21 protein-coding genes are annotated in these 20682 nt (G+C 67.0%); 16 read left to right on the top strand and 5 right to left on the bottom strand.

Annotated elements, in window-relative coordinates:
- Window positions 1-5: 5 nt before the first annotated feature.
- Both AXW83_RS13860 and AXW83_RS13865 read right to left on the bottom strand, forming a co-directional pair.
- Window positions 6-374 (bottom strand): cell division protein ZapA, encoded by a 369-nt coding sequence (locus AXW83_RS13860; protein ID WP_066614437.1) that lies wholly within the window; start codon window positions 372-374, stop codon window positions 6-8.
- A gap of 12 nt (window positions 375-386) precedes the next feature.
- Complete coding sequence (locus AXW83_RS13865; protein ID WP_066614438.1) at window positions 387-686, bottom strand: DUF4164 family protein; 300 nt, start codon at window positions 684-686, stop codon at window positions 387-389.
- Between the two features lie 323 nt (window positions 687-1009).
- Between AXW83_RS13865 and tkt the strand changes: the two genes are divergently transcribed.
- From tkt to AXW83_RS13935, 13 genes are all read left to right on the top strand, one after another.
- Window positions 1010-3016, top strand: a complete 2007-nt coding sequence (gene tkt / locus AXW83_RS13870; protein WP_066614439.1) for a transketolase — start codon at window positions 1010-1012, stop codon at window positions 3014-3016.
- Between the two features lie 103 nt (window positions 3017-3119).
- Window positions 3120-4130 (top strand): type I glyceraldehyde-3-phosphate dehydrogenase, encoded by a 1011-nt coding sequence (gene gap, locus AXW83_RS13875; RefSeq protein ID WP_066614440.1) that lies wholly within the window; start codon window positions 3120-3122, stop codon window positions 4128-4130.
- A 73-nt stretch (window positions 4131-4203) separates the two neighbouring features.
- A complete protein-coding gene (locus AXW83_RS13880) occupies window positions 4204-4653 on the top strand; it encodes a hypothetical protein (RefSeq protein WP_066614441.1) in 450 nt (149 codons plus the stop codon).
- Window positions 4650-5840 carry a phosphoglycerate kinase gene (locus AXW83_RS13885; protein WP_066614443.1) on the top strand — a complete coding sequence of 397 codons (1191 nt, stop codon included), beginning with the start codon at window positions 4650-4652 and terminating at the stop codon, window positions 5838-5840. Before AXW83_RS13880 ends, AXW83_RS13885 begins: the two co-directional genes overlap by 4 nt.
- Window positions 5841-6343: 503 nt before the next feature.
- On the top strand, window positions 6344-7426 hold the full coding sequence (gene fba / locus AXW83_RS13895; RefSeq protein WP_066614448.1) for a class II fructose-bisphosphate aldolase: 1083 nt from the start codon (window positions 6344-6346) through the stop codon (window positions 7424-7426).
- 283 nt (window positions 7427-7709) lie between these two features.
- On the top strand, window positions 7710-8864 hold the full coding sequence (locus AXW83_RS13900) for a benzoate/H(+) symporter BenE family transporter (protein WP_066614450.1): 1155 nt from the start codon (window positions 7710-7712) through the stop codon (window positions 8862-8864).
- Window positions 8861-9514: a thiamine phosphate synthase gene (locus tag AXW83_RS13905; protein WP_066614452.1), complete on the top strand. Its 654-nt coding sequence runs from the start codon at window positions 8861-8863 to the stop codon at window positions 9512-9514. Before AXW83_RS13900 ends, AXW83_RS13905 begins: the two co-directional genes overlap by 4 nt.
- Window positions 9511-10446: a tetratricopeptide repeat protein gene (locus AXW83_RS13910; RefSeq protein WP_066614453.1), complete on the top strand. Its 936-nt coding sequence runs from the start codon at window positions 9511-9513 to the stop codon at window positions 10444-10446. The genes AXW83_RS13905 and AXW83_RS13910 overlap by 4 nt, the downstream gene beginning before the upstream one ends.
- 173 nt (window positions 10447-10619) lie before the next feature.
- Window positions 10620-11405, top strand: a complete 786-nt coding sequence (locus tag AXW83_RS13915; RefSeq protein WP_066614454.1) for an inositol monophosphatase family protein — start codon at window positions 10620-10622, stop codon at window positions 11403-11405.
- An 87-nt stretch (window positions 11406-11492) separates the two neighbouring features.
- Window positions 11493-12512, top strand: a complete 1020-nt coding sequence (locus tag AXW83_RS13920; RefSeq protein WP_236841660.1) for a flagellar motor protein MotA — start codon at window positions 11493-11495, stop codon at window positions 12510-12512.
- A gap of 4 nt (window positions 12513-12516) precedes the next feature.
- Window positions 12517-13533 (top strand): peptidoglycan -binding protein, encoded by a 1017-nt coding sequence (locus AXW83_RS13925; RefSeq protein ID WP_066614455.1) that lies wholly within the window; start codon window positions 12517-12519, stop codon window positions 13531-13533.
- Window positions 13530-13886, top strand: a complete 357-nt coding sequence (locus tag AXW83_RS13930) for a c-type cytochrome (protein WP_236841661.1) — start codon at window positions 13530-13532, stop codon at window positions 13884-13886. The genes AXW83_RS13925 and AXW83_RS13930 overlap by 4 nt, the downstream gene beginning before the upstream one ends.
- Window positions 13887-13955: 69 nt before the next feature.
- Entirely contained in the window at window positions 13956-14993 is a 1038-nt protein-coding gene (locus AXW83_RS13935) for an LLM class flavin-dependent oxidoreductase (RefSeq protein ID WP_066614456.1), read from the top strand.
- 13 nt (window positions 14994-15006) lie between these two features.
- Here AXW83_RS13935 and AXW83_RS13940 read toward each other — a convergent pair whose 3' ends face one another.
- Window positions 15007-16785, bottom strand: coding sequence for an ABC transporter transmembrane domain-containing protein (locus AXW83_RS13940; RefSeq protein ID WP_442855190.1), 1779 nt, complete (start codon window positions 16783-16785; stop codon window positions 15007-15009).
- 164 nt (window positions 16786-16949) lie between these two features.
- Between AXW83_RS13940 and rpmE the strand changes: the two genes are divergently transcribed.
- Window positions 16950-17183 carry a 50S ribosomal protein L31 gene (gene rpmE, locus AXW83_RS13945; RefSeq protein ID WP_066614458.1) on the top strand — a complete coding sequence of 78 codons (234 nt, stop codon included), beginning with the start codon at window positions 16950-16952 and terminating at the stop codon, window positions 17181-17183.
- Between the two features lie 108 nt (window positions 17184-17291).
- Here rpmE and rcdA read toward each other — a convergent pair whose 3' ends face one another.
- Complete coding sequence (rcdA, locus tag AXW83_RS13950; protein WP_269465419.1) at window positions 17292-17816, bottom strand: protease adaptor protein RcdA; 525 nt, start codon at window positions 17814-17816, stop codon at window positions 17292-17294.
- Window positions 17817-18138: 322 nt separating this feature from the next.
- On the bottom strand, window positions 18139-18339 hold the full coding sequence (locus tag AXW83_RS13955; protein ID WP_066614459.1) for a DUF1192 domain-containing protein: 201 nt from the start codon (window positions 18337-18339) through the stop codon (window positions 18139-18141).
- A 96-nt stretch (window positions 18340-18435) separates the two neighbouring features.
- Between AXW83_RS13955 and AXW83_RS13960 the strand changes: the two genes are divergently transcribed.
- Both AXW83_RS13960 and AXW83_RS13965 read left to right on the top strand, forming a co-directional pair.
- Window positions 18436-19434, top strand: coding sequence for an NAD(P)H-quinone oxidoreductase (locus tag AXW83_RS13960; protein WP_066614461.1), 999 nt, complete (start codon window positions 18436-18438; stop codon window positions 19432-19434).
- Window positions 19435-19780: 346 nt separating this feature from the next.
- The gene (locus AXW83_RS13965) at window positions 19781-20503 is read left to right on the top strand and encodes a DUF1013 domain-containing protein (protein ID WP_066614463.1); all 723 of its coding nucleotides are present in this window, start codon (window positions 19781-19783) and stop codon (window positions 20501-20503) included.
- Window positions 20504-20682: the final 179 nt, after the last annotated feature.

A 20682-nucleotide genomic window follows, 5' to 3' on the forward strand; every position in this document is an offset into this window, starting at 1 on the left:
AGGCGTCAGCCCACGGGGCTCGGGATCAGGCTGCGCGCGATGCCTTCGATCCGCTCGGCCGCCGCCGTCAGCGCCTCGGCCGCCTTGTCCTCGACCTCGCTCAGGCGCTGGTCGGCCGCGCCGGCATCGCCCTGGATCGCCGCCATGTCGTTCTGCAGCGTCGCCACGCGCTGCTTCAGCTCGAACACCTCGTCGGCGACCATCAGGGCGGCCATGACATGCAGGCGCATGTCGCCGATCTCGCCGAAGGCCTGACGCATCTCGTCGATCTTGCCGTCGTAGAGCTGGGCTAGTCCTGCGAGGTGCTGTTCCTCGCCTTCGCCGCAGGCCATGCGGTAGGCCTTGCCTGCGATCGTGACGTTGACTTGCGGCATGGCGCTCCCCGCTCAGTGCTCGATGGGATCGGCGGCAGCCTGCGCCCGCGCGATCACGGCGCTGACCACGCCCATGGCGCGTTCAAGCCGGTGATCGACGTCGGCGGCGGCATTCTCGACATGCCCGAGACGCGCCACGGCGCCGTCCAGCTCGGCGGCGAGCCGTGCCCGGTCGTCCTGCATCAGGGTCAGCTCGGTTTCCAGATTGGCCCGGCCGCGCTCGGATTCGGTTCGCCGCCGCGCCGCGGCTTCCAGCTGACCGAGCGCCCCGTCGAGTCGCGCGAGGGCGCTCTCCAGCTTCAGGCTCGCCATCGTCGGTCTCCCCTCGAATGAAGCCGGCTCATACGATTCGTAAACCTTTAACGCATCTCTCCACGAAGCGTGAATCGCACGGCCCGCAAGGAGCCCCGATACCAAAGGCTTGGGCCTGATTGCTCAGGCTTGGCATTGACGAAGGTGGGAACGACTCCCGCTAATGCGTCGCGCGGAGTGAATTGACTTGTGCGGAGCGGGCATCCTAATCCAGCCGCCAATCGACCTGATGCCCGGATCGGGCGCGCCGCCACCCTCGACCCGCCCAGGGCGAGGGCCGATGGCGGCCCTGCCCCAACCGCCCGCGGGAGCCAGAAGACGCCATGACATCGACCGACCGCACCCAGCACGACAAGCTGGCCAACGCCATCCGCAGCCTTGCCATGGACGGCGTCGAGCAGGCGAAGTCCGGCCATCCCGGCTTGCCGATGGGCGCAGCCGACGTCGCGACCGTGCTCTTCACCCGCATCATGACATACGATGCCGCCGATCCGCGCTGGCCCGACCGCGACCGCTTCGTGCTCTCGGCCGGCCACGGTTCGATGCTGCTCTACGCCCTGCTCTATCTCACCGGTGTTCCCGGCATGGAGCTCGACGACCTGAAGAAGTTCCGCCAGCTCGAATCGAAGACCCCGGGTCACCCCGAGAACTTCATGACCGCCGGCATCGAGACCACGACCGGCCCGCTGGGCCAGGGTCTCGCCACCGCCGTCGGCATGGCCATGGCGGAGCGCATGCTCGCCGCCGAATTCGGCAGGAAGGTCGTCGACCACCACACCTATGTGCTGGCGTCCGACGGCGACCTGATGGAAGGCATCAGCCAGGAGGCGATCGCGCTCGCCGGCCACCACAAGCTCAACAAGCTGATCGTGATGTGGGACGATAACGGCATCTCGATCGACGGCCCGCTGACGATTTCCGACTCGGTCGACCAGGTCGCCCGCTTCAAGGCCTGCGGCTGGCGCTCCGAGCGCGTCGATGGCCATGATCCGGACGCGATCGAAGCCGCGATCCGCCGCGCCCAGAAATCGAACAAGCCGACCATGATCGCGTGCAAGACCGTGATCGGCTTCGGCGCGCCCAAGAAGGCCGGCACTTCCAAGGCTCATGGCGAGCCGTTGGGCGCCGAGGAACTCGCCGCGGCCAAGAAGGCGCTGGGCATCACCGGTGGTCCCTTCGAGATCGCAGCCGACGTGCTGAAGGCCTGGCGCGGTCATGGCGCAGCCGGCAAGGCAGCGCACACGGACTGGCAGAGCCGCTTCGATGCGCTCTCGCAGCGCAAGCGCGACGAGTTCGCCCGCCGCCTCGCTCACACAGTGCCGGCTAAGCTCGACAAAGCGATCCTCGCCCATAAGAAGGCGCTCATCGCCGCCCCGCAAACCGTCGCGACCCGCAAGGCCTCGGAACTGGCGCTCGAGGTCATCGTGCCGCTGATGCCGGAACTCGTCATCGGCTCGGCCGACCTGACCCCGTCCAACAACACCCGCACCAAGACGGCAGAGGACTTTACGCCGAAGACGCCCAAGGGCCGCTATGTCCGCTACGGCATCCGCGAGCACGGCATGGCCGCCGCGATGAACGGCATCACGCTGCATGGCGGCTTCCGCACGGCAGGCGGCACCTTCCTCGTCTTCGCCGACTATGCCCGCCCCTCGATGCGGCTCGCCGCGCTGATGGGCCTGCCGGTCGTCTACGTCATGACCCATGACTCGATCGGCCTCGGCGAGGACGGCCCGACCCACCAGCCGGTCGAGCAGATCGCGAGCCTGCGCAGCATGCCCAAGATGCGCGTCTTTCGCCCCGCCGATACGATCGAGACCGCCGAGGCCTGGCAGCTCGCGCTGGAGCGCCTGGACGGGCCGACGGTCCTCGCTTTGTCGCGCCAGAATCTCCCCCAGCTACGCACGGACGCCATCGCGACCAACCGCTCGGCCAAGGGCGGCTACGAACTGCTCGCGGCCGAAGGCGGCAAGGCCCAGGTCTCGCTCTTCGCCTCTGGCTCGGAGCTGGAACTCGCCGTCGCCGCCCGCAAGCTGCTGGCCGAAAAGGGCGTCAGGGCGCGCGTCGTCTCGGTGCCCTCGCTCGAACTGCTGCTGGAGCAGGACGAGGCGACGCAAAGCGCGATCATCGGCGATGCCCCGATCAAGGTCGCGGTCGAGGCCGGCGTGCGCTTCGGCTGGGATGCGGTCATCGGGCATGACGGCGGCTTCGTCGGCATGCACTCCTTCGGGGCGAGCGGACCCTACAAGGATGTCTACAAGCACTTCGGCATCACGGCCGAGGCCGTCGTCGATGCGGCCATGAAGCGCCATAACCATAACGCGTCATAACCGCCGATATGCGCGGGGCGCTCTTGCATTGCGCTCCGTTCTGGACGATTTCCCCCGTGAATGACGGCGAAGGCGCCGTGAACCGGGCAAGGAGATGTTTGAGATGACGGTCAAGGTGGCGATCAACGGCTTCGGCCGTATCGGGCGCAACGTCCTGCGTGCGATCATCGAGTCCAAGCGCAAGGACATCGAGGTCGTGGCGATCAACGATCTCGGCCCGGTCGAGACCAACGCCCATCTCTTCCGCTTCGACTCCGTCCATGGCCGCTTTCCCGGCACGGTGACGGTCTCCGGCGACACGATCGATGTCGGCCGCGGCCCGATCAAGGTCACCGCCGTGCGCGACCCCAAGGATCTGCCGCACAAGCTGCTCGGCGTCGATATCGCGCTGGAATGCACCGGCATCTTCACCACCAAGGAGAAGGCCTCGGCCCATCTCGCGGCCGGCGCCAAGCGCGTCCTGGTCTCGGCTCCCTGCGACGGCGCCGATCTCACCGTCGTCTTCGGCGTCAATGACGGCGCGCTGACGAGCGACCACGTCGTGGTCTCGAACGCGTCCTGCACCACCAACTGCCTCGCGCCAGTCGTGCGCGTGCTCCATGACGTCGTCGGCATCGACAAGGGCTTCATGACCACGATCCACGCCTATACCGGCGACCAGCCGACGCTGGACACGATGCACAAGGATCTCTATCGCGGCCGCGCCGCAGCCCTCTCGATGATCCCGACCTCGACCGGCGCCGCCAAGGCGATCGGCCTCGTCATCCCCGAGCTCAAGGGCCGTCTCGACGGCTCCTCGGTGCGCGTGCCGACCCCCAACGTCTCGATGGTGGACTTCAAGTTCCTCGCCAAGCGCAAGACCACGGTCGAGAAGGTCAACGACGCGATCATCAAGGCCAGCAAGCGCGGCCCGCTCAAGGGCATTCTGGCCGTCACCGACCAGCCCAACGTCTCGATCGACTTCAACCACGACCCGGCTTCGTCGACCTTCGCGCTCGACCAGACCAAGGTCATGGACGACAAGTTCGTCTCAGTCATCGCCTGGTACGACAACGAGTGGGGCTTCTCGAACCGCATGAGCGACACCGCAGTCGCCATGGGCAAGCTGCTCTGACGACACGGCCATCGCAAAGCCGCGCCCGAACGGCGCGGCTTTGCCGCGTTTTCCTCGCATGAACGGATACCCCATGGCCAAAATCGAGCCGACCGTCGAGACGCCGGCCAGCACCGCAGAGCCGGTTCTCGTGGTGCCTGCGGCGACGCCGGCCTCGGCCAGCGCTCCCGTCGCGATCGAATCGAAGCCGGTCGCAGAGCCGCGCCAGCTCGACCAGCTCTCCCGCATCGAGGAAAAGGCCGCGCGCATCGAGGAGAAATTCGCCCGCTATGAGGCCGTGCTGACCCGCGCCGAAGCCTCGCTGGAGCGCAGCGCTCAGAAGGTCGAAACCGCCGCCGGCGCGATGGATTTCGCCGGCATCTCGGCCGAGGTCGCAGCTTTGCGCGAACGGGTCGATGCCACGCCGCGCTTCGGCGCCCTGCTCCTGACCGGGCTGATCACAGCCGTTGTCACCGTCATCCTCACCGTGCTCGTGCTCCGATATGGCGTGCCGGGCGTCATTCCGGGACTTATCCTGCGATGAATTTCAAAACGCTCGACGATGCCGATCTCGCCGGCAAGCGCGTGCTTGTCCGGGTCGATCTCAACGTCCCCATGGAGGACGGCAAGGTCACCGACGCAACCCGCATCGACCGTGTCCTGCCGACGATCCGCGAGATCGCGGAGAAGGGCGGCAAGGTCGTCCTGCTCGCCCATTTCGGCCGGCCCAAGGGTCGTGACGCCAAGGACAGCCTGAAACCCGTCGCGGTCGCGCTGGCCCATGCGCTGGAAAAGCCCGTGATCTTCGTCGAAGACTGCATCGGCGACGACGCTGCCAAGGCCGTCGCCGCCGCGAAGAACGGCGAGGTCCTGCTGCTCGAAAACACCCGCTTCCATGCCGGCGACGAGAAGAACGACCCCGCCTTCGTCCAGGCGCTGGCCGCCAATGGCGACCTCTACGTCAACGACGCCTTCTCCGCCGCCCACCGCGCCCACGCCTCGACGGAAGGGCTCGCCCATGTCCTGCCGGCCTATGCCGGCCGCTCGATGCAGGCTGAGCTGGAAGCCCTCTCGGCCGGCCTCGACAATCCCGCCCGGCCCGTCATGGCGATCGTCGGCGGCGCGAAGGTCTCGACCAAGCTCGACCTGCTCGGCAACCTGGTGAAGAAGGTCGACGTGCTCGCCATCGGCGGCGGCATGGCCAACACCTTCCTCGCCGCCCGCGGTGTCGATGTCGGCAAGTCGCTCTGCGAGCATGACCTCGTCGCCACCGCCCGCGAGATCGAGGAGAAGGCGAAGGCCGCCGGCTGCGAGATCATCCTGCCGGTCGATGCGCTGGTCGCCCGCGAATTCAAGGCCCATCCTGGCCACCGCGTCGTCACCATCGACGACGTCGCCGCCGACGAGATGATCCTGGACGCCGGCTCGCTCAGCGTCGCCGAGGTCGTGCTCAAGCTCGACCACGTGAAGACATTGGTCTGGAACGGCCCCTTCGGCGCCTTCGAACTGCCGCCCTTCGACACTGCGACCGTGACGGTCGCCAAGGCTGCGGCGCAGCGCGTCAAGGACGGCACACTGGTCGCGATTGCGGGCGGTGGCGACACGGTCGCGGCGATGAACCATGCCGGCATTGCCGACGACCTGACCTATGTCTCGACGGCGGGCGGCGCCTTCCTCGAATGGATGGAAGGCAAGCCCCTGCCGGGTGTCGAGGCATTGCGGAAGGGCTGAACACAACTTCAGATTGTCCTTGCGGCAGGCCATGATTATGATCCGGCCATGGGCGACGGGTTAGACGATATCGGCATACCGATCCGGGCGGCGATCCGGAAAGAGATGGCTGCGTTGCGACGCGCCAAGCTGAACAGCATGAACCAGCGTGAGCACTGGCCGGAATCAGTCAGGCTTAAGGCACGCCAACGGCGCGAGGCTTTGGTTGCAGCGATGCGGAACGGGTACGGCGAGGAGCCGATGACGGCACCCGAGATCGATCGCCTTGTGCGGTTTGGGGACCGTGTCGCAGCGCTGATGCAACGACGGCGCTAGGCTTCGCCATGTAGACGCCGTCCTGACGCTGAGCATTTAGTAGAGGAACTGGCCGCCGTCGAGGAGCGCGTGCGCGTTCTCGAAGCCCGGGTCCGCTGATTCACCTCGATCGCCGGTTTCGCTTTGCGCCCGCGGCGCATCCGCACTAAATCCTTCCCGAACCGTTAATCACACCGGGAGGACCGCCTGTGGCCCGTATTACGCTCCGCCAACTGCTCGATCACGCCGCCGAAAACGACTACGGCGTGCCCGCCTTCAACATCAACAACATGGAGCAGGCGCTCGCGATCATGGCGGCGGCTGACGCCACCGACGCCCCCGTCATCATCCAGGCTTCGCGCGGCGCCCGCAGCTACGCCAACGACATCATGCTCAAGCACATGATGGACGCCGTCACCGAGATCTATCCGCACATCCCCGTCTGCGTGCATCTCGACCACGGCAACGAAGCCGCGACCTGCATGACCGCGATCCAGGCGGGCTTCACCTCGGTGATGATGGACGGCTCGCTCCATGCCGACGGCAAGACCCCCGGCGACTGGGACTACAATGTCGGCGTGACCAGGCAGGTCGTCGAGATGGCCCATCTCGGCGGCATCTCCGTCGAGGGCGAGCTCGGTGTTTTGGGTTCGCTCGAAAGCGGCGAGGGCGAGAAGGAGGACGGCCACGGCTTCGAGGGCAAGCTCAGCCACGACCAGCTCCTGACCAATCCGGAGGAGGCGGTGAAGTTCGTCGCCGAGACCAAGGTCGATGCGCTTGCCATCGCCATGGGCACCTCGCATGGCGCCTACAAGTTCACCCGCAAGCCCGACGGCGCGATCCTGGCGATGAACATCATCGAGGAAATCCACGCCAAGCTGCCCAACATGCATCTCGTCATGCACGGCTCGTCGAGCGTCCCGCAGGACCTTCAGGACATCATCAACCAGTATGGCGGCAAGATGCCCCAGACCTGGGGCGTGCCGGTCGAGGAGATCCAGCGCGGCATCAAGCACGGCGTGCGCAAGATCAACATCGACACCGACAACCGCATGGCGATGACCGGTCAGATCCGGAAGATCTTCGCCGAGAATCCCGGCGAGTTCGACCCGCGCAAATACCTGAAGCCCGCGATGGAGGCGATGACGAAGCTCTGCTCGCTGCGCCTTCAGGAGTTCAACACCGCAGGCCAGGCGAGCAAGATCAAGCGCGTCGCGACCACCGCCGAAATGGCCAAGCGCTACGCCAAGGGCGAACTCGACCCGACCTTCGGGACGCAGAAGGCGGCGTAAAGGCTGCCACGAACGTTTTCCGTCATGGTCGGGCTTGTCCCGACCATCCACGTCTTCGCTCGTCGAGATTTGCGACGAAGACGGGAATGTTCGCCACAAGGGCGAGCATGACGATCATGGCGCCGCAGCCACGCCGGCTGCGACAGCTACCTCGTCCACATATTGTCCCTTCGTGACCGGTGGCAGGCGCCGCACTCATGGCCGGCTGCCCTGCAAGCCCTTCCAGCAGGAGCGTTTTTCTGGTTGAAGCGCGCATCCCGTCCTCCGGTCGCAGCTCCTTCCCATGTCGATCGTCTTTTCCGCGCTTGTCGCAGCCTTCGTCGGCTTCGCCGCCTCCGTTGCCGTCGTGCTGGCGGCGACGCAGGCCGTCGGCGCGACGCCCGGCCAGGCGATCTCCTGGATCGCCGGCCTCGCCATCGCTCAGGCCGGCGCCGGCATCTGGCTGTCCTGGCGCTATCGGATGCCGATGATCTGCGCCTGGTCCACGCCGGGTGCGGCGCTGATCGCGGCGACCACGGGCCTCGACATGGCGTCCGCCGTCGGCGCCTTTCTGCTCTCGGCCGTGCTGATGATGCTGACGGCCGCCTTCCGCCCGCTCGGTGCGCTGATCGAGAAGATTCCGATGCCCATCGCCTCGGCGATGCTCGCCGGCGTGATCTTCCGCTTCGTCGTCGCCGTCTTCGACGAGATGCGGCTTTCCCCCGGCCTCGTCTTGCCCCTGCTCGCGGTTTTCCTGGTGGCGCGGCTGATCAGCCCGTTTCTCGGCGTGATCGCTGCGTTGATCGCCGGCATCGCGATCAGCTTCGGCCTCGGTCTGGCAAGCTGGCCTGCCGGCCCGCTGGCGCTGAGCGGCCTCGAATTCGTCACACCGCGCCTCGATATGGCAGCCATGCTCGGCGTTGGCGTCCCGCTCTATCTTGTCACCATGGCAGCGCAGAACCTGCCGGGCTTTGCCGTACTGCGCGCGGCAGGCTATCCACCTCCCGTCACAGCCAGCCTGTTCGCGACGGGGCTGGCCTCACTCCTGACAGCGCCATTCGGCGCCCACATGGTCAACATGGCCGCGATCAGCGCCTCGATCTGCACCGGCCCCGACACGCATCCCGACCCAGCCCAGCGCTGGAAGGCCGGCATAATCTACGGGCTCGCCTATCTCGCCATCGCCGCCTGCGCCGGGCTCCTGCTCGCGCTCATCTTTGCCATGCCCAAGGCACTCATTGTTGCGGTGGCGGGCCTCGGCCTCGTCGGCTCGCTCACCGGAGCGCTCGGCCAGGCCATGTCCTCCGACAGGGAACGCTTCGCCGCCGTCATCGCCTTTGCCGTCGCAGCCTCCAGCCTGTCGCTTTTCGGGGTGGGCTCGGCCTTCTGGAGCCTGGTCGCAGGGCTTTCGGTCTTGACATTGGACTTTGCTGCGGGCCGTTTGCGCAGCAAATCATGACCACTCAGACCACACGCACCCGCCTGATGCTCGTCACGCCCCCGGTGGCAGACGCCGAGGCGATGTCCTTTCGCCTGATGCAGGCCTTTGCCGGCGGCGATGTCGCGGCCGTCGTGCTGCGCCTCGCCGAGGGCGACGACCGCAGCCGCATCGAGGCCGTCAAGCGCCTCGCCGGCCCCGTCCAGGCGAGCAATGTCGCGCTGGTGGTCGAGGGCACGGCGCTTGTCGCCACGCGCGGCGGCGCCGACGGCGTGCACCTGACGCAGGGTCCCGAAGCGATCGCCGAGGCGCGCTCCAGCCTGCGCGACGAGCGGATCATCGGCGCCGGCCATCTGCGCGCGCGCCACGACGCGATGGATGTCGGCGAGGCCGGGGTCGATTACGTCATGTTCGGCGAGCCGCGCGCCGACGGCTCGATGCCCCCTCTGGCGGCCGTCATCGAGCGCGCCGGCTGGTGGGCCGAAATCTTCGAGACCCCATGCGTCGCCTATGCGCCCGATGCCGAATCGGTCCCGGCTCTGGTCGAGACCGGCGCCGAATTCATCGCGCTCGGCGACTGGGCCTTCGCCGACGGGCAGGACATCCGCGCTTTGGTGGAGCAGGCCAACGCCGCGATCGCCGAGCGCGTGGCCCGCAAGGCGGCATCATGACCACGCCCTGGCGCAGCCTCTGGCTCGCCGGGCTGGTCGTCGGCCCGCTCGCGACGGCAGATGCCGCCGAGACCGACCTCGCCTATGCCGCCTACCAGACCGGGCACTATCGCCGCGCCCAGACCGAAGCGCTGAAGCGGATCGAGGCCGACAGTACGGATGCGGCCGCCATGACGCTGCTCGGCGAGATCTATCGCCTGGGCCTCGGCGTCGCTCCCAATGCCCGCACGGCGACCGAATGGTACGAGCGCGCGGCGGCGCGCGGCGACATCAACGCCGTCTATGCCTGGGCCATGGCCCTGCTCGACCCGCGCAACGGCGCTCCCGACCCTGCCCGCGCCGGCGCCATGCTGGAACGCGCCGCCGCAGCCGGCCATGCCGGCGCCAACTACAACCTCGCCTTGACGCTGCTGGCAACGGGGCGGACGCAGGACGACATTCGCGCCGTCGCCTGCCTCGAGATCGCCGCGAGGGCCGGGACGGGCGATGCGATGCACGCGCTCGGCATTCTCGCCAGGCAAGGCCGCGGCATGGCCCAGAGCGACGCCAAGGCCGCCGAATGGATGGCGCAGGCGGCGCAAGCCGGAAATGTCGCCGGAATGATCGAATACGCCATCATGCTGTTCAACGGCACCGGCGTCGCCATCGACGAGACGGCCGCGTCCAAGCTGTTCCTGCGCGCCGCCGGCAAGGGCAATCCGGTCGCGCAGAACCGCATCGCACGCCTCTACCAGACCGGCCGCGGCATCCCTCCCGACTCGATCGAGGCTGCGGCCTGGTATCTCGCAGCCCGCGCCCAGGGCATCGCCGACCCGGCCCTGGAGCAGCTTTTCGACCGTCTCAACCCCGAGCAGCAGGGCCGTGCCGCGATGCTCGCGGCCACGCGGATCGAGGGCGCAGCCTTGACGGCGCCCAGCCAGACGAGCAAGTGACCGGCTGAACAAAGATTGACATGAAGAGCCCTCATCCTGAGGAGGTCGCGTCAGCGGCCGTCTCAAGGATGCGCCAGCGCACTCTGGGGCATCCTTCGAAACGCAGGGCTTAGGCCCTGCTTCTCAGGATGAGGCTGAAGGGATTGCGCCGGTCCGGCGCGCACGAGGTATCCATGATCCGCTCCCCCCTGATGACCGTGATGACGGACGCCGTGATGAAGGCGTCGCGTTCGCTGAAGCGCGACTTCGGTGAGGTCGAGAACCTGCAGGTCCTCGCCAAGGGCCCGGGCGATTTCGTCTCCAAGGCCGACACCAAGGCCGAGGAGATCATCCGTGCGGCGCTGGAGAAGGCGCGTCCGGGTTACGGCTTCGTCATGGAAGAGGCCGGCACTGTCGCCGGCACGGACGAGAGCAATCGCTGGCATATCGACCCGCTCGACGGCACCCACAATTTCCTCCGTGGCATCCCGCACTGGAACATCTCGGTCGCGCTCGAGCGCGACAACCAGTTCATCGCCGGCGTCATCTACGACGCCGCCAAGGACGAGATGTTCATGGCCGAGAAGGGCAAGGGCGCCTATGTCAACAACCGCCGGATGCGCGTCTCTGGGCGCCGCGAGCCCGCCGACATGCTGATCGGCATGGGCGTTCCCCATATCGGCAAGGGCGGCCACCCGCTCTTCCTGCGCGAACTGGGGGCGGTGATGACGCGCTTCGCCAATGTCCGCCGCATGGGCGCGGCCGCGCTCGATATCGCCTATGTCGCAGCCGGGCGCCTCGATGGCTATTGGGAGCGCAACCTCAACACCTGGGACTTCGCGGCCGGTGCCGTGATGATCCGCGAGGCCGGCGGCACCTTCGGCACGCTCGACGGCAAGCAGCCGACACAGGCGAAGGACATCATCTGCGGTAACGAAGTTGGCGAGCAATCCTTGCGCGCCGCGCTGAAGACGGCTTGATGCACATCCTTGACCATTCAAGCTTGATCATGACGGCGCCGGAGGCGACAGTCCCCGGCGCGGCGGAAGACGAACGGAACACGAAGCATGGCGAATGAGGACCTGGCGGCCGGAGAGGACACGGTCGCGACGGCGCGGGAGGAGACACGCTTTTCGCGTCCGCTGCGCTACATCATCCGGACGCTGCTGTTTCTGGCGCTGATCGGCTTCCTTGGTTTCATCCTGCAGGGTGGTCTCGTCACTGCCTTCATGACCAATCCAGGCCTCAACGGCCTGATCCTCGGCTCGCTCTTCGTCGGCGTGCTGCTGGCACTGGCCGAACTCTGGCGCCTCTATCGCGAGGCCGGCGCAACCACGCGGCTCGCCGCCGCCCCGCTGCGGGCCGAGATCGACCGCCGCCAGGTCATCGCCCCGCTCTCCGTCGTGGTCCAGGCGCTCGATAGCCGCAGCCTCGCCCCCGCCCAGGCCGCGACCGTGCTGGAATCGGTTGCGGTTCGCCTCGACGACGGCCGCGAAGTGCTGCGCTATCTCGGCGGTCTGCTCGTGTTCCTGGGCCTGCTCGGCACCTTCTGGGGCCTGCTCGACACGGTCTCCTCCGTCGGCAACGTCATCAAGTCGCTGCGCACCGGCGCAGAAGCCGGCGTGCTCTTCGACGAGCTCAAGGCCGGTCTGGCCGCGCCTCTGGCCGGCATGGGCCTGTCCTTCTCCTCCTCGCTCTTCGGTATCGCCGGCTCGCTGATCCTGGGCTTCCTCGAGCTTCAGGTTGCACAGGCCCAGCGCCGTTTCCGCAATGAACTCGAAAGCTGGCTCGGCACGCGCACCGGTATAGCCGCAAGCTTCGCCGGCGCGGGCATCCCGACCGGCGCCGGCGACATGCTCGGAGACCGCTTCGACAAGCTCGGCGCCGCCATGGCGGAGGGTAGCGCCAATAACCGCGCCTCGGCGCAGGCTCTTTCCCATCTTGCGGAGGGCGTCCAGGGTCTCGTCCAGCACATGCGCTCCGAGCAGCAGTTGATCCGTGACTGGGTCGAGGCGCAGGCCGCGCGCGAGAAGGACATGAAGCGCCTGATCGAGCGCCTCGCCGCTTACCACGTCACGGAGCCATGATCTGATGGCCCTTTCCCGCGCCCACCGCCGCGACGACGTCAATTTCTGGCCGGGCTTCGTCGACGCCCTCTCGACGATGCTGATCGGCATCGTCTTCCTGCTTTCGGTTTTCGTACTCGGCCAGTTCTTCCTGTCGCAGGAGCTGACCGGCAAGGATACGGCGCTGGAACGGCTCAACCGCCAGATCTCGGAACTGACCGATCTGCTGGCGCTTGAGCGCTCCTCGAACCGCCAGGCGCAGGAAAGCCTGAGCCTGCTGCAGTCGACCCTGACCCGCGAGCAGGGCGAACGCGGCCGCATCCAGGGCCTGCTCGAATCGCAGACCAGCACCGCCCCGGCCCAGCTTTCCGAGGCCCAGAAGGCGCTCGAGGCCGAAAAGCAGCTCTCGGCCCGCGCGCAGGCGACCGTCGAGATGGTCAACCAGCAGATCGTCGCGATGCGCCGCCAACTCGCCGCGCTCGAAGAGGCGCTCGGCGCCTCCGAAGCACGCGACAAGGAATCGCAGACCCGCATCTCCGAGCTCGGCTCGCGGCTGAACGTCGCGCTGGCCCAGCGCGTCCAGGAACTGGCGCGCTACCGCTCCGACTTCTTCGGCCGCCTGCGCCAGGTCCTGGGCACGCGCCCCGACATCCGCGTCGTCGGCGACCGCTTCGTCTTCCAGTCCGAGGTCTTCTTCGATGTCGGCCAGGCCGTCCTCAAGCCCGAGGGCCGGGCCGAACTCGACAAGCTGGCGACGATCCTCGTCGATCTCGCCCGCGAGATGCCGCCGGACATCCCATGGATCCTGCGCGTCGACGGCCACACCGACAACCGCCCGATCCGCTCGGCCGTATTCCCGTCGAACTGGAGCCTGTCGGCCGGTCGGGCCATCGCGGTCGTCGAATACCTGATCACGCGCGGCCTTCCCAGCGACCGCATCGCCGCGACCGGCTTCGGCGAGTTCCAGCCGCTGGATGTCGCCAACAACGACGAGGCCTGGCGCCGCAACCGCCGCATCGAGTTCAAGATCACCGAGCGGTGACGGCGCCAGTCGCCTCGGACCAGGGCAACGCAATGAAGCCAGGCCGCTCCCACCTTGCCACGACCTGCGTTCTCGCATTCATAATCGGCCTCGCGATCTCAGGCGCCGCACAGGCGGAGCCGCGTCGCACCACGGTCGAGGATTGCGCCGCCTGCCATGGCCTCGACGGCATCGCCCGCGACACCGAAGTACCCCACCTCGCCGGGCAGAATGAGCGCTATCTCTTCAACCAGATGGTGGCCTTCCGCACTGGCAAGCGCGTCCACAAGGAGATGCGCTACATGGCCCGCGCCATGTCGATCGAGGAAATCGGGGCGCTGGCAGCCTACTATGCATCTTTGCCAATGCGTTAGGGCGAGCCCGCAATCCCCGCCTCCCAACAGGCCATTGAACCGTCGATGCCGCCTCGCTAGATCGCGGGCATGACACAGCATCTCGAATTCGGCCTCGACACCTTCGGCGACGTGACGGCCGACACGGGCGGCGAGCTTCTGCCTCATGCCGTCGTCATTCGAAACCTCGTCGAGGAAGGCGTCCTCGCCGATCGCGTCGGCATCGATTTCTTCGGCATCGGCGAACATCACCGCGACGATTTCGCCGTCTCCTCTCCGGAAATGGTGCTGTCGGCGATCGCGGCCAGAACCAGCCGCATCCATCTCGGATCGGCCGTGACGGTGCTGAGCTCCGACGATCCCATCCGCGTCTTCCAGCGCTTCTCGACGCTCGATGCGGTGTCGCAGGGGCGGGCCGAGGTCATCCTGGGCCGCGGATCCTTCACCGAATCATTCCCACTCTTCGGCTTCGCGCTCGCCGACTACCAGACGCTCTTCGAGGAAAAGCTCGACCTTTTCGCGGAACTGATCAGTCGGCCGTCGGTGACCTGGCAGGGCTCGACGCGTCCTCCGCTCACCGATCAGCGCGTCTTCCCGCCGATCGAGACAGGCCGCCTGAAGACCTGGATCGGCGTCGGCGGCAGCCCGGAATCGGTCGTCCGCGCCGCGCGCTACGAACTGCCGCTGATGCTCGCCATCATCGGCGGCGATCCGGCGCGCTTCAAACCCTATGTCGATCTCTACAACCGCGCTTTCCTGCAGATGAAGGCAGAGGTCCAGCCCATCGGCGTGCATTCGCCCGGCTATGTCGCCGATACCGACGAGCAGGCCCGCGAGGAATTCTGGCCGCACTACAAGCGCATGCGTGACCGTATCGGCGGCGAAAGAGGCTGGGGGCCGATGGCCCGGGCCGAGTTCGACCAGGAGATCGCAGGCGGCTCACTCTATGTCGGATCGCCCGAAACGGTCGCGCGCAAGATCGCGGCGACGGTCGGGGCGCTGGGCCTGTCCCGCTTCCAGCTGAAATACAGCGCCGGCTCCCTGCCGCACGAGCTGATGATGCGATGCATCGAACTCTACGGCACGAAGGTCGTCCCGATCGTGCGCGACACCTTGAAAGGCCGATGACCGTCGGAGCGCGTTACGCCGCCTCCAGCCCGAACTGCAGGGCTGCCAACCTTGCATAGAGCCCCCCGCGCGCCTTGAGTTCGGCATGGGTTCCCTCCTCCACGACCCGGCCCTCGTCCATGACGAGTATCCGGTCGGCGGACAGGATGGTCGCGAGCCGGTGTGCCACGACCAGCGTCGTACGCCCCTGCATCAGCGCATCGAGCGCATCCTGCACCGCGCGCTCGCTCTCGGAATCGAGCGCGCTCGTCGCCTCGTCGAGCAGCAGGATCGGCGCGTCCTTCAGCACCGCCCGCGCGATCGCCAGCCGTTGGCGCTGCCCGCCCGATAGCGTCACGCCGCGCTCGCCGACGATGGTGTCGTAGCCGTCGGGAAGTGCCCGGATGAAGCCGTCGGCGGCGGCCAGCCGCGCCGCATCCTCGACATCGGCCAGAGTCGCGCCCGGCCGCCCATAGGCGATGTTGTCGCGCACGGAGACGCCGAAGACGGTGGGCTCCTGTGGCACCAGCGCGAAGCGTTCGCGCCAGACCTCCGGATCGGCCTCCGGCCCCGCGATTCCGTCGACGAGAACCCGGCCGGCCGCCGGATCGTAGAAGCGCAGCGCCAGCTGCAGCACCGTGCTCTTGCCGGCGCCCGAGGGGCCGACCAGCGCGACCCGCTCGCCCGGCCTCACCGTGAAGCTCAGCCCCGACAGCGCCGACGCCGTCCGCCCCGGATAGCTGAACGAAACCTGCTCGAAGGCGAGTTCGCCGCGCGAGGGCTGCGGCATCGATCTGGGACGCGGCGGTGCGGCGATGGCAGGCTTCATTGCCAGGATCTCGCCGAGCCGGCCAGCCGCGCCGGCAGCGGCGGAAATCTCGCCATAGACCTCGGAGAGCTGGCCGAGCGAACTCGCCGCCAGCACCGCATAGAGGATGAACTGCGACAGCCGCCCGCCGGTCATGCGGCCCTCGAACACCTCGGTCGCGCCCGTCCACAGCACCCAGACGACGCTGGCGCTGACCAGGAAGATCGCCACGCCCGACAGGAGCGCGCGCGAGGCCGTCGCCGCGCGCGAAGCGTCGAAGGCCTCGTTCGAGGCCGCGGTAAACCGTGCGGCCGTCTGTTCCGAAGCGCCGAAGGACTGCATCGTGCGGATCGCGCCCACGGCCTCGGAGGCGAAGGCGGAGGTATCGGCAAGCCGGTCCTGTGCCGCCCGCGCACGCCGGCGCACCGAGCGTCCCGAGAGCACCAGCGGCACGACGATCAGCGGGATCGCGCCGATGACGATGGCCGAGAGTTGCGGGCTCGTGAAGACCATCAGCCCCAGCGCGCCGATCACCATGATGCCGTTGCGCAGCGCGATCGAAGCCGTCGAGCCGAAGGTCGACTTGATCTGTGTCGTATCGGCCGTCAGTCGCGAGACGAGGTCGCCCGACCGGCTCGAATCGAAGAAGGCGGGCTCGAGCTTCGTCAGATGCGCGAAGACGTCGGAGCGCAGATCGGCGACGATGCGCTCGCCCACCGTCATCACCAGATAAAACCGCGCCGAACTCGCGATCGCCAGAACCGCGACGATCCCGACCAGCATGAGGAAATAGCTGTTGGCCATCTGCTGCTCGCCGCCGGAGAAGCCGACATCGATCACCCGCCTCACCGCCAGCGGCAGGATCAGCGTCGCCGCCGAGGCGACCACCAGGGCGAGCAGGGCCAGCCCGATCCGGCCCTTTTGCGCCAGCGCATAGGGCCAGAACGAGGAAAGCAGGCTGAAATCGGGACGCGGCTTGGTGTCGTCTGTGTCGGCCTTGGCCACCTGCTTTATCCCGTCCTGCTTGCGCTGTCGGCCCGGCTGCGATATGTGCACGCGACTTTCACGACAGGCTCATACGAATTATTCGACGGGCCGGCTCATCACGCCCGCAGCGATCTTGTCCGCCGAACGCCGCTGGCCCGTTTGTACCGATTGAGGATTTCGCCATGAAGACCGGCATCCATCCCGAATATCACACCATCAAGGTCGTCATGACCGATGGCACCGAATACTTCACCCGTTCGACGCTCGGCAAGGAGGGCGACACCCTCAATCTCGACATCGATCCCAAGACCCACCCGGCCTGGACCGGTGGTTCGCAGACGATGCTCGACCGCGGCGGCCGCGTTTCGCGCTTCAATTCGCGCTTTGGTGCCTTCGGCGCTCTCGGCAAGAAGTGATTGGGCGGCGATCGGTCGCGATCGCCTTCGACCATCATGCAAAAGGCCCGGCCGCTGTGGCCGGGCCTTTTGCGTTGAAGCGGCGATTGGCCGCGGCGCACGAGCCGCTTAGCGGCTGAGGCCGAGCCGCGCCTGCAGGCGGGCCAGCTGGTCCTGAACGGGATTGTCCTGCGATCGCGCGGAGCCCGACATCTGGCTTTCGAGATGGCGGATGCGCTCCTGCAGCCGCAGCGAATGCGTCATCAGGTCCCGCAGCGTCTGCGGCAGGCGCTCCGCCTCCTCGCGCACCGGCACGACCATGGCATCGCTGATCTTGAACTTGTTGTTCTCGGCATGGGCCTGGGCGGTCGTCATCTCGCCTTCGGCCACGGCCCGCTGAACCAGCAGCCAGGACGCGATCTGCATCAGCCGCGTCGTCAGCCGCATGCTCTCGGTCGCATAGGTCAGCGCAACGTCGCGCGGCAGCGCCGCCGACTCCGCCCGTCCGGTCTCGTCGAGATAGGCCGCCGTCTGCTCGACCAGCCCCATCCCCTCGCGAAACAGCACCATGAACGCGTCGGATTTGACGAAGCTCTGGCCGAAGGAGATCGCGCCCTCATCCACCGGGCGTTCGAGCATCAGCACATCGTTCATCGCAACGTTCCTCATCGACACAACACCGTGCGCAGGCGAAACGCCGCCACGAACCATGCCGTCAACGTCGCAAGGATAGAGCCGATGACGCCGCGACGCTGCGGTAAGATCGCGTTAACCTTAACAGCGCCGAGCAGGCGAAAAAAGAGCCGCCCTGAGGCGGCTCGAAGGTCAACAGGGAGGCGTCAAACAGAGTGGGCAGGAGCCACTCGACATCCAGACAAACCGGACGATGCGATTCATATTTTGGAATCGTTAAGGCACCGTTAAGTCGCCGATCCGGCACTGTCTTCTTTCCGGACACGGCCTACGCGGCCGGGCTTCAGCCCGACTTGCGAAAGAAGGCGTCCGCGGCCGAGCGCGAGGCGTCCTTCTTGATTCGCGCCTCGTTCAGCCGCTCGATTTCCGCCGTCAGCGCCGCGACCCGCAGGTCGATCTCTTCGAGCGACAGCGCCGACAAATCCTGCCCGATCTCGTGCACGGATTTCGGCTTTGGACGGTCGTCATCTGGAAAGATCGACATGGCTTCCTCACATTCGGCCTTCGCTGGCGGCAGACTAGACGCCTCGCGCCGCCAACTCCACTCTTCGCAGACTACCCGTCAGGACCGAAGGCCGCCATGACCCAGCTTCCCCAGACCATGACCGCGATCGGTTTCGATGCGCCCGGAGGCCCGGACGTCCTGCACGCGCAGACCCGGCCCGTGCCGCATCCCGGTCCCGGCGAGATCCTGGTCGCGGTGGCGGCCGCCGGCATCAACCGTCCCGACGTGCTGCAGCGCAAGGGCGGCTACGCGCCGCCTGCCGGAGCCTCCGACATTCCAGGCCTCGAGATCGCCGGCGAGGTCGTCTCGCTTGGCGAAGGCACGAGCCGCTTCAGCCTCGGCGACAAGGTCTGCGGACTGGTCGCCGGCGGCGGCTATGCTCAATACGCGGTCGTGCACGAGAGCAATGCCCTGCCCGTCCCTGCCGGGCTGTCCCTGACCGAGGCCGCCGCGATCCCGGAGACCTATTTCACCGTCTGGACCAATGTCTTCCAGCGCGGCGCCCTGACATCCGGGGAGAGTTTCATGGTCCATGGCGGCACTTCGGGCATCGGCACCACGGCGATCCAGCTCGCTAAGGCATTCGGTGCGACCGTGATCGCCACCGCCGGCTCGGCCGAAAAATGCCAGGCCTGCCTTGATCTCGGAGCCGATCACGCGATCAACTATCGCGAGCAGGATTTCGCTGAGGCGGCCAAGGAAGCCACCGGCGGCCGCGGCGTCGATCTGATCCTCGACATGGTCGGCGGCGACTACATCAACCGCAACTACGACGCCGCCGCCGACAGTGGCCGCATCGTCCAGATCGCCTTCCTCAACGGTCCCAAGGCCGAGGCCGACTTCCGTCGGCTGATGATGAAGCGGCTGACCCATACGGGCTCGACCCTGCGCCCGCGCACGATCGCCGAAAAGGCCGCGATTGCGTCAGAACTTCACGCGAAGGTCTGGCCCTTGATCGAAAGCGGCCGGTGCAGACCGGTGATGTTCAAGACCTTCCCGCTCACCGAGGCCGCCGCTGCCCACACCCTGATGGAAAGCAACGCCCATATCGGCAAAATCGTGCTGACGCTCTGAGACCCGATGGCCGAAGCTTGCCTCATGAACCACCACCGTCATCCCGGACAAGCCGCATAGCCGCGCCGATCCGGGATCCATAGTAAGGCGCCGACGGTGCTCTATGATGGATCCCGGATCTCCGCTGCGCTCCGTCCGGGATGACGGCAGAGGTATCAATCGAACAATACTGATGGCCGACGCTTTCCGTGGACAGCCGCCATCGCCTTGCCTATAACGCGCGCTATCCCGCTCATCGTCGATGATTTGGATGGCCGGCCGGGAAGGCCGGTCTGCGCCTGAGAGCTATTGTCCGCGACGCTGCTCCGGTCTTCGGACCGGCTTTCGAGATTCAGGAGAGTTTCCCGTGTCACTACCCCCTCTGATGCCGAAAGCCACCGCGGTCTGGCTCGTCGAGAACACCTCCCTGACCTTCGAGCAGATCGCCGAGTTCTGCAAACTCCACCCGCTCGAAGTGCGCGGCATCGCCGATGGCGAGGTCGCCGCCGGCATCAAGGGCCTCGATCCGATCAATTCGGGACAGCTTACCCGCGAGGAGCTGGAGCGCGCCGCCGCCAACCCGGCCCACCACCTCAAGCTCGCCGAGCGCAAGGTGAAGGTGCCCGAGATGAAGAAGTCCAAGGGCCCGCGCTACACTCCGGTGTCCAAGCGCCAGGACCGCCCCAACGCGATCCTCTGGCTGCTGCGCAACCATCCCGAGCTCAAGGACGCCCAGGTCATCCGCCTGATCGGCACGACCAAGTCGACCATCGCCCAGATTCGCGACCGCACCCATTGGAACGCCCAGACGCTGTCGCCGATCGATCCGGTCAGCCTCGGCCTGTGCTCGCAAATCGATCTCGATTTCGAGGTCGGCCGCGCCGCCAAGGACCGTCCGGCCGCCACCGTCGAGGTCGGTTCGACCCTGCTCTCGGCCGAGGAGACGACCGCTCCGGCCCAGGCGCCGCTGAGCCAGACCTTCGCCGACATGGGCAAGCCCAAGCGCGAGGAAGAGGCCGCCATCGACGTCGATTCCGTCTTTTCCAAGCTCAAGCAGATCAAGCGCCCGGCCGACGAAGACGAGGGCTGAGTCGCCTGCGGCTACCCGACTTGCAAGGTTCGCCCTTGCGAAGAAGCGACGAAGCATACGCAATCACATCGTCATCCCGGGCTTGACCCGGGATCCATCATAGAGCGCCGTCCTGCCTATGATGGATCCCGGATCGGCGCTGCTGCGCAGCGTGTCCGGGATGACAAGTGGGTCCGTGA

Origin of the sequence: Bosea sp. PAMC 26642 (assembly GCF_001562255.1) — a bacterium.
Lineage (GTDB): Bacteria > Pseudomonadota > Alphaproteobacteria > Rhizobiales > Beijerinckiaceae > Allobosea.

What these genes read in the sequence shown, in the direction of transcription:
- AXW83_RS13910 (WP_066614453.1), top strand. Translation starts at nt 9,511, where the DNA reads ATGACCACGCCCTGGCGCAGCCTCTGGCTCGCCGGGCTGGTCGTCGGC.
- AXW83_RS13880 (WP_066614441.1), top strand. Translation starts at nt 4,204, where the DNA reads ATGGCCAAAATCGAGCCGACCGTCGAGACGCCGGCCAGCACCGCAGAG.
- AXW83_RS13900 (WP_066614450.1), top strand. Translation starts at nt 7,710, where the DNA reads ATGTCGATCGTCTTTTCCGCGCTTGTCGCAGCCTTCGTCGGCTTCGCC.
- AXW83_RS13925 (WP_066614455.1), top strand. Translation starts at nt 12,517, where the DNA reads ATGGCCCTTTCCCGCGCCCACCGCCGCGACGACGTCAATTTCTGGCCG.
- AXW83_RS13860 (WP_066614437.1), bottom strand. Translation starts at nt 374, where the DNA reads ATGCCGCAAGTCAACGTCACGATCGCAGGCAAGGCCTACCGCATGGCC.
- AXW83_RS13920 (WP_236841660.1), top strand. Translation starts at nt 11,493, where the DNA reads ATGGCGAATGAGGACCTGGCGGCCGGAGAGGACACGGTCGCGACGGCG.
- AXW83_RS13865 (WP_066614438.1), bottom strand. Translation starts at nt 686, where the DNA reads ATGGCGAGCCTGAAGCTGGAGAGCGCCCTCGCGCGACTCGACGGGGCG.
- AXW83_RS13905 (WP_066614452.1), top strand. Translation starts at nt 8,861, where the DNA reads ATGACCACTCAGACCACACGCACCCGCCTGATGCTCGTCACGCCCCCG.
- AXW83_RS13960 (WP_066614461.1), top strand. Translation starts at nt 18,436, where the DNA reads ATGACCCAGCTTCCCCAGACCATGACCGCGATCGGTTTCGATGCGCCC.
- rpmE (WP_066614458.1), top strand. Translation starts at nt 16,950, where the DNA reads ATGAAGACCGGCATCCATCCCGAATATCACACCATCAAGGTCGTCATG.
- AXW83_RS13885 (WP_066614443.1), top strand. Translation starts at nt 4,650, where the DNA reads ATGAATTTCAAAACGCTCGACGATGCCGATCTCGCCGGCAAGCGCGTG.
- rcdA (WP_269465419.1), bottom strand. Translation starts at nt 17,816, where the DNA reads ATGAACGATGTGCTGATGCTCGAACGCCCGGTGGATGAGGGCGCGATC.
- AXW83_RS13915 (WP_066614454.1), top strand. Translation starts at nt 10,620, where the DNA reads ATGATCCGCTCCCCCCTGATGACCGTGATGACGGACGCCGTGATGAAG.
- AXW83_RS13935 (WP_066614456.1), top strand. Translation starts at nt 13,956, where the DNA reads ATGACACAGCATCTCGAATTCGGCCTCGACACCTTCGGCGACGTGACG.
- tkt (WP_066614439.1), top strand. Translation starts at nt 1,010, where the DNA reads ATGACATCGACCGACCGCACCCAGCACGACAAGCTGGCCAACGCCATC.
- AXW83_RS13955 (WP_066614459.1), bottom strand. Translation starts at nt 18,339, where the DNA reads ATGTCGATCTTTCCAGATGACGACCGTCCAAAGCCGAAATCCGTGCAC.
- gap (WP_066614440.1), top strand. Translation starts at nt 3,120, where the DNA reads ATGACGGTCAAGGTGGCGATCAACGGCTTCGGCCGTATCGGGCGCAAC.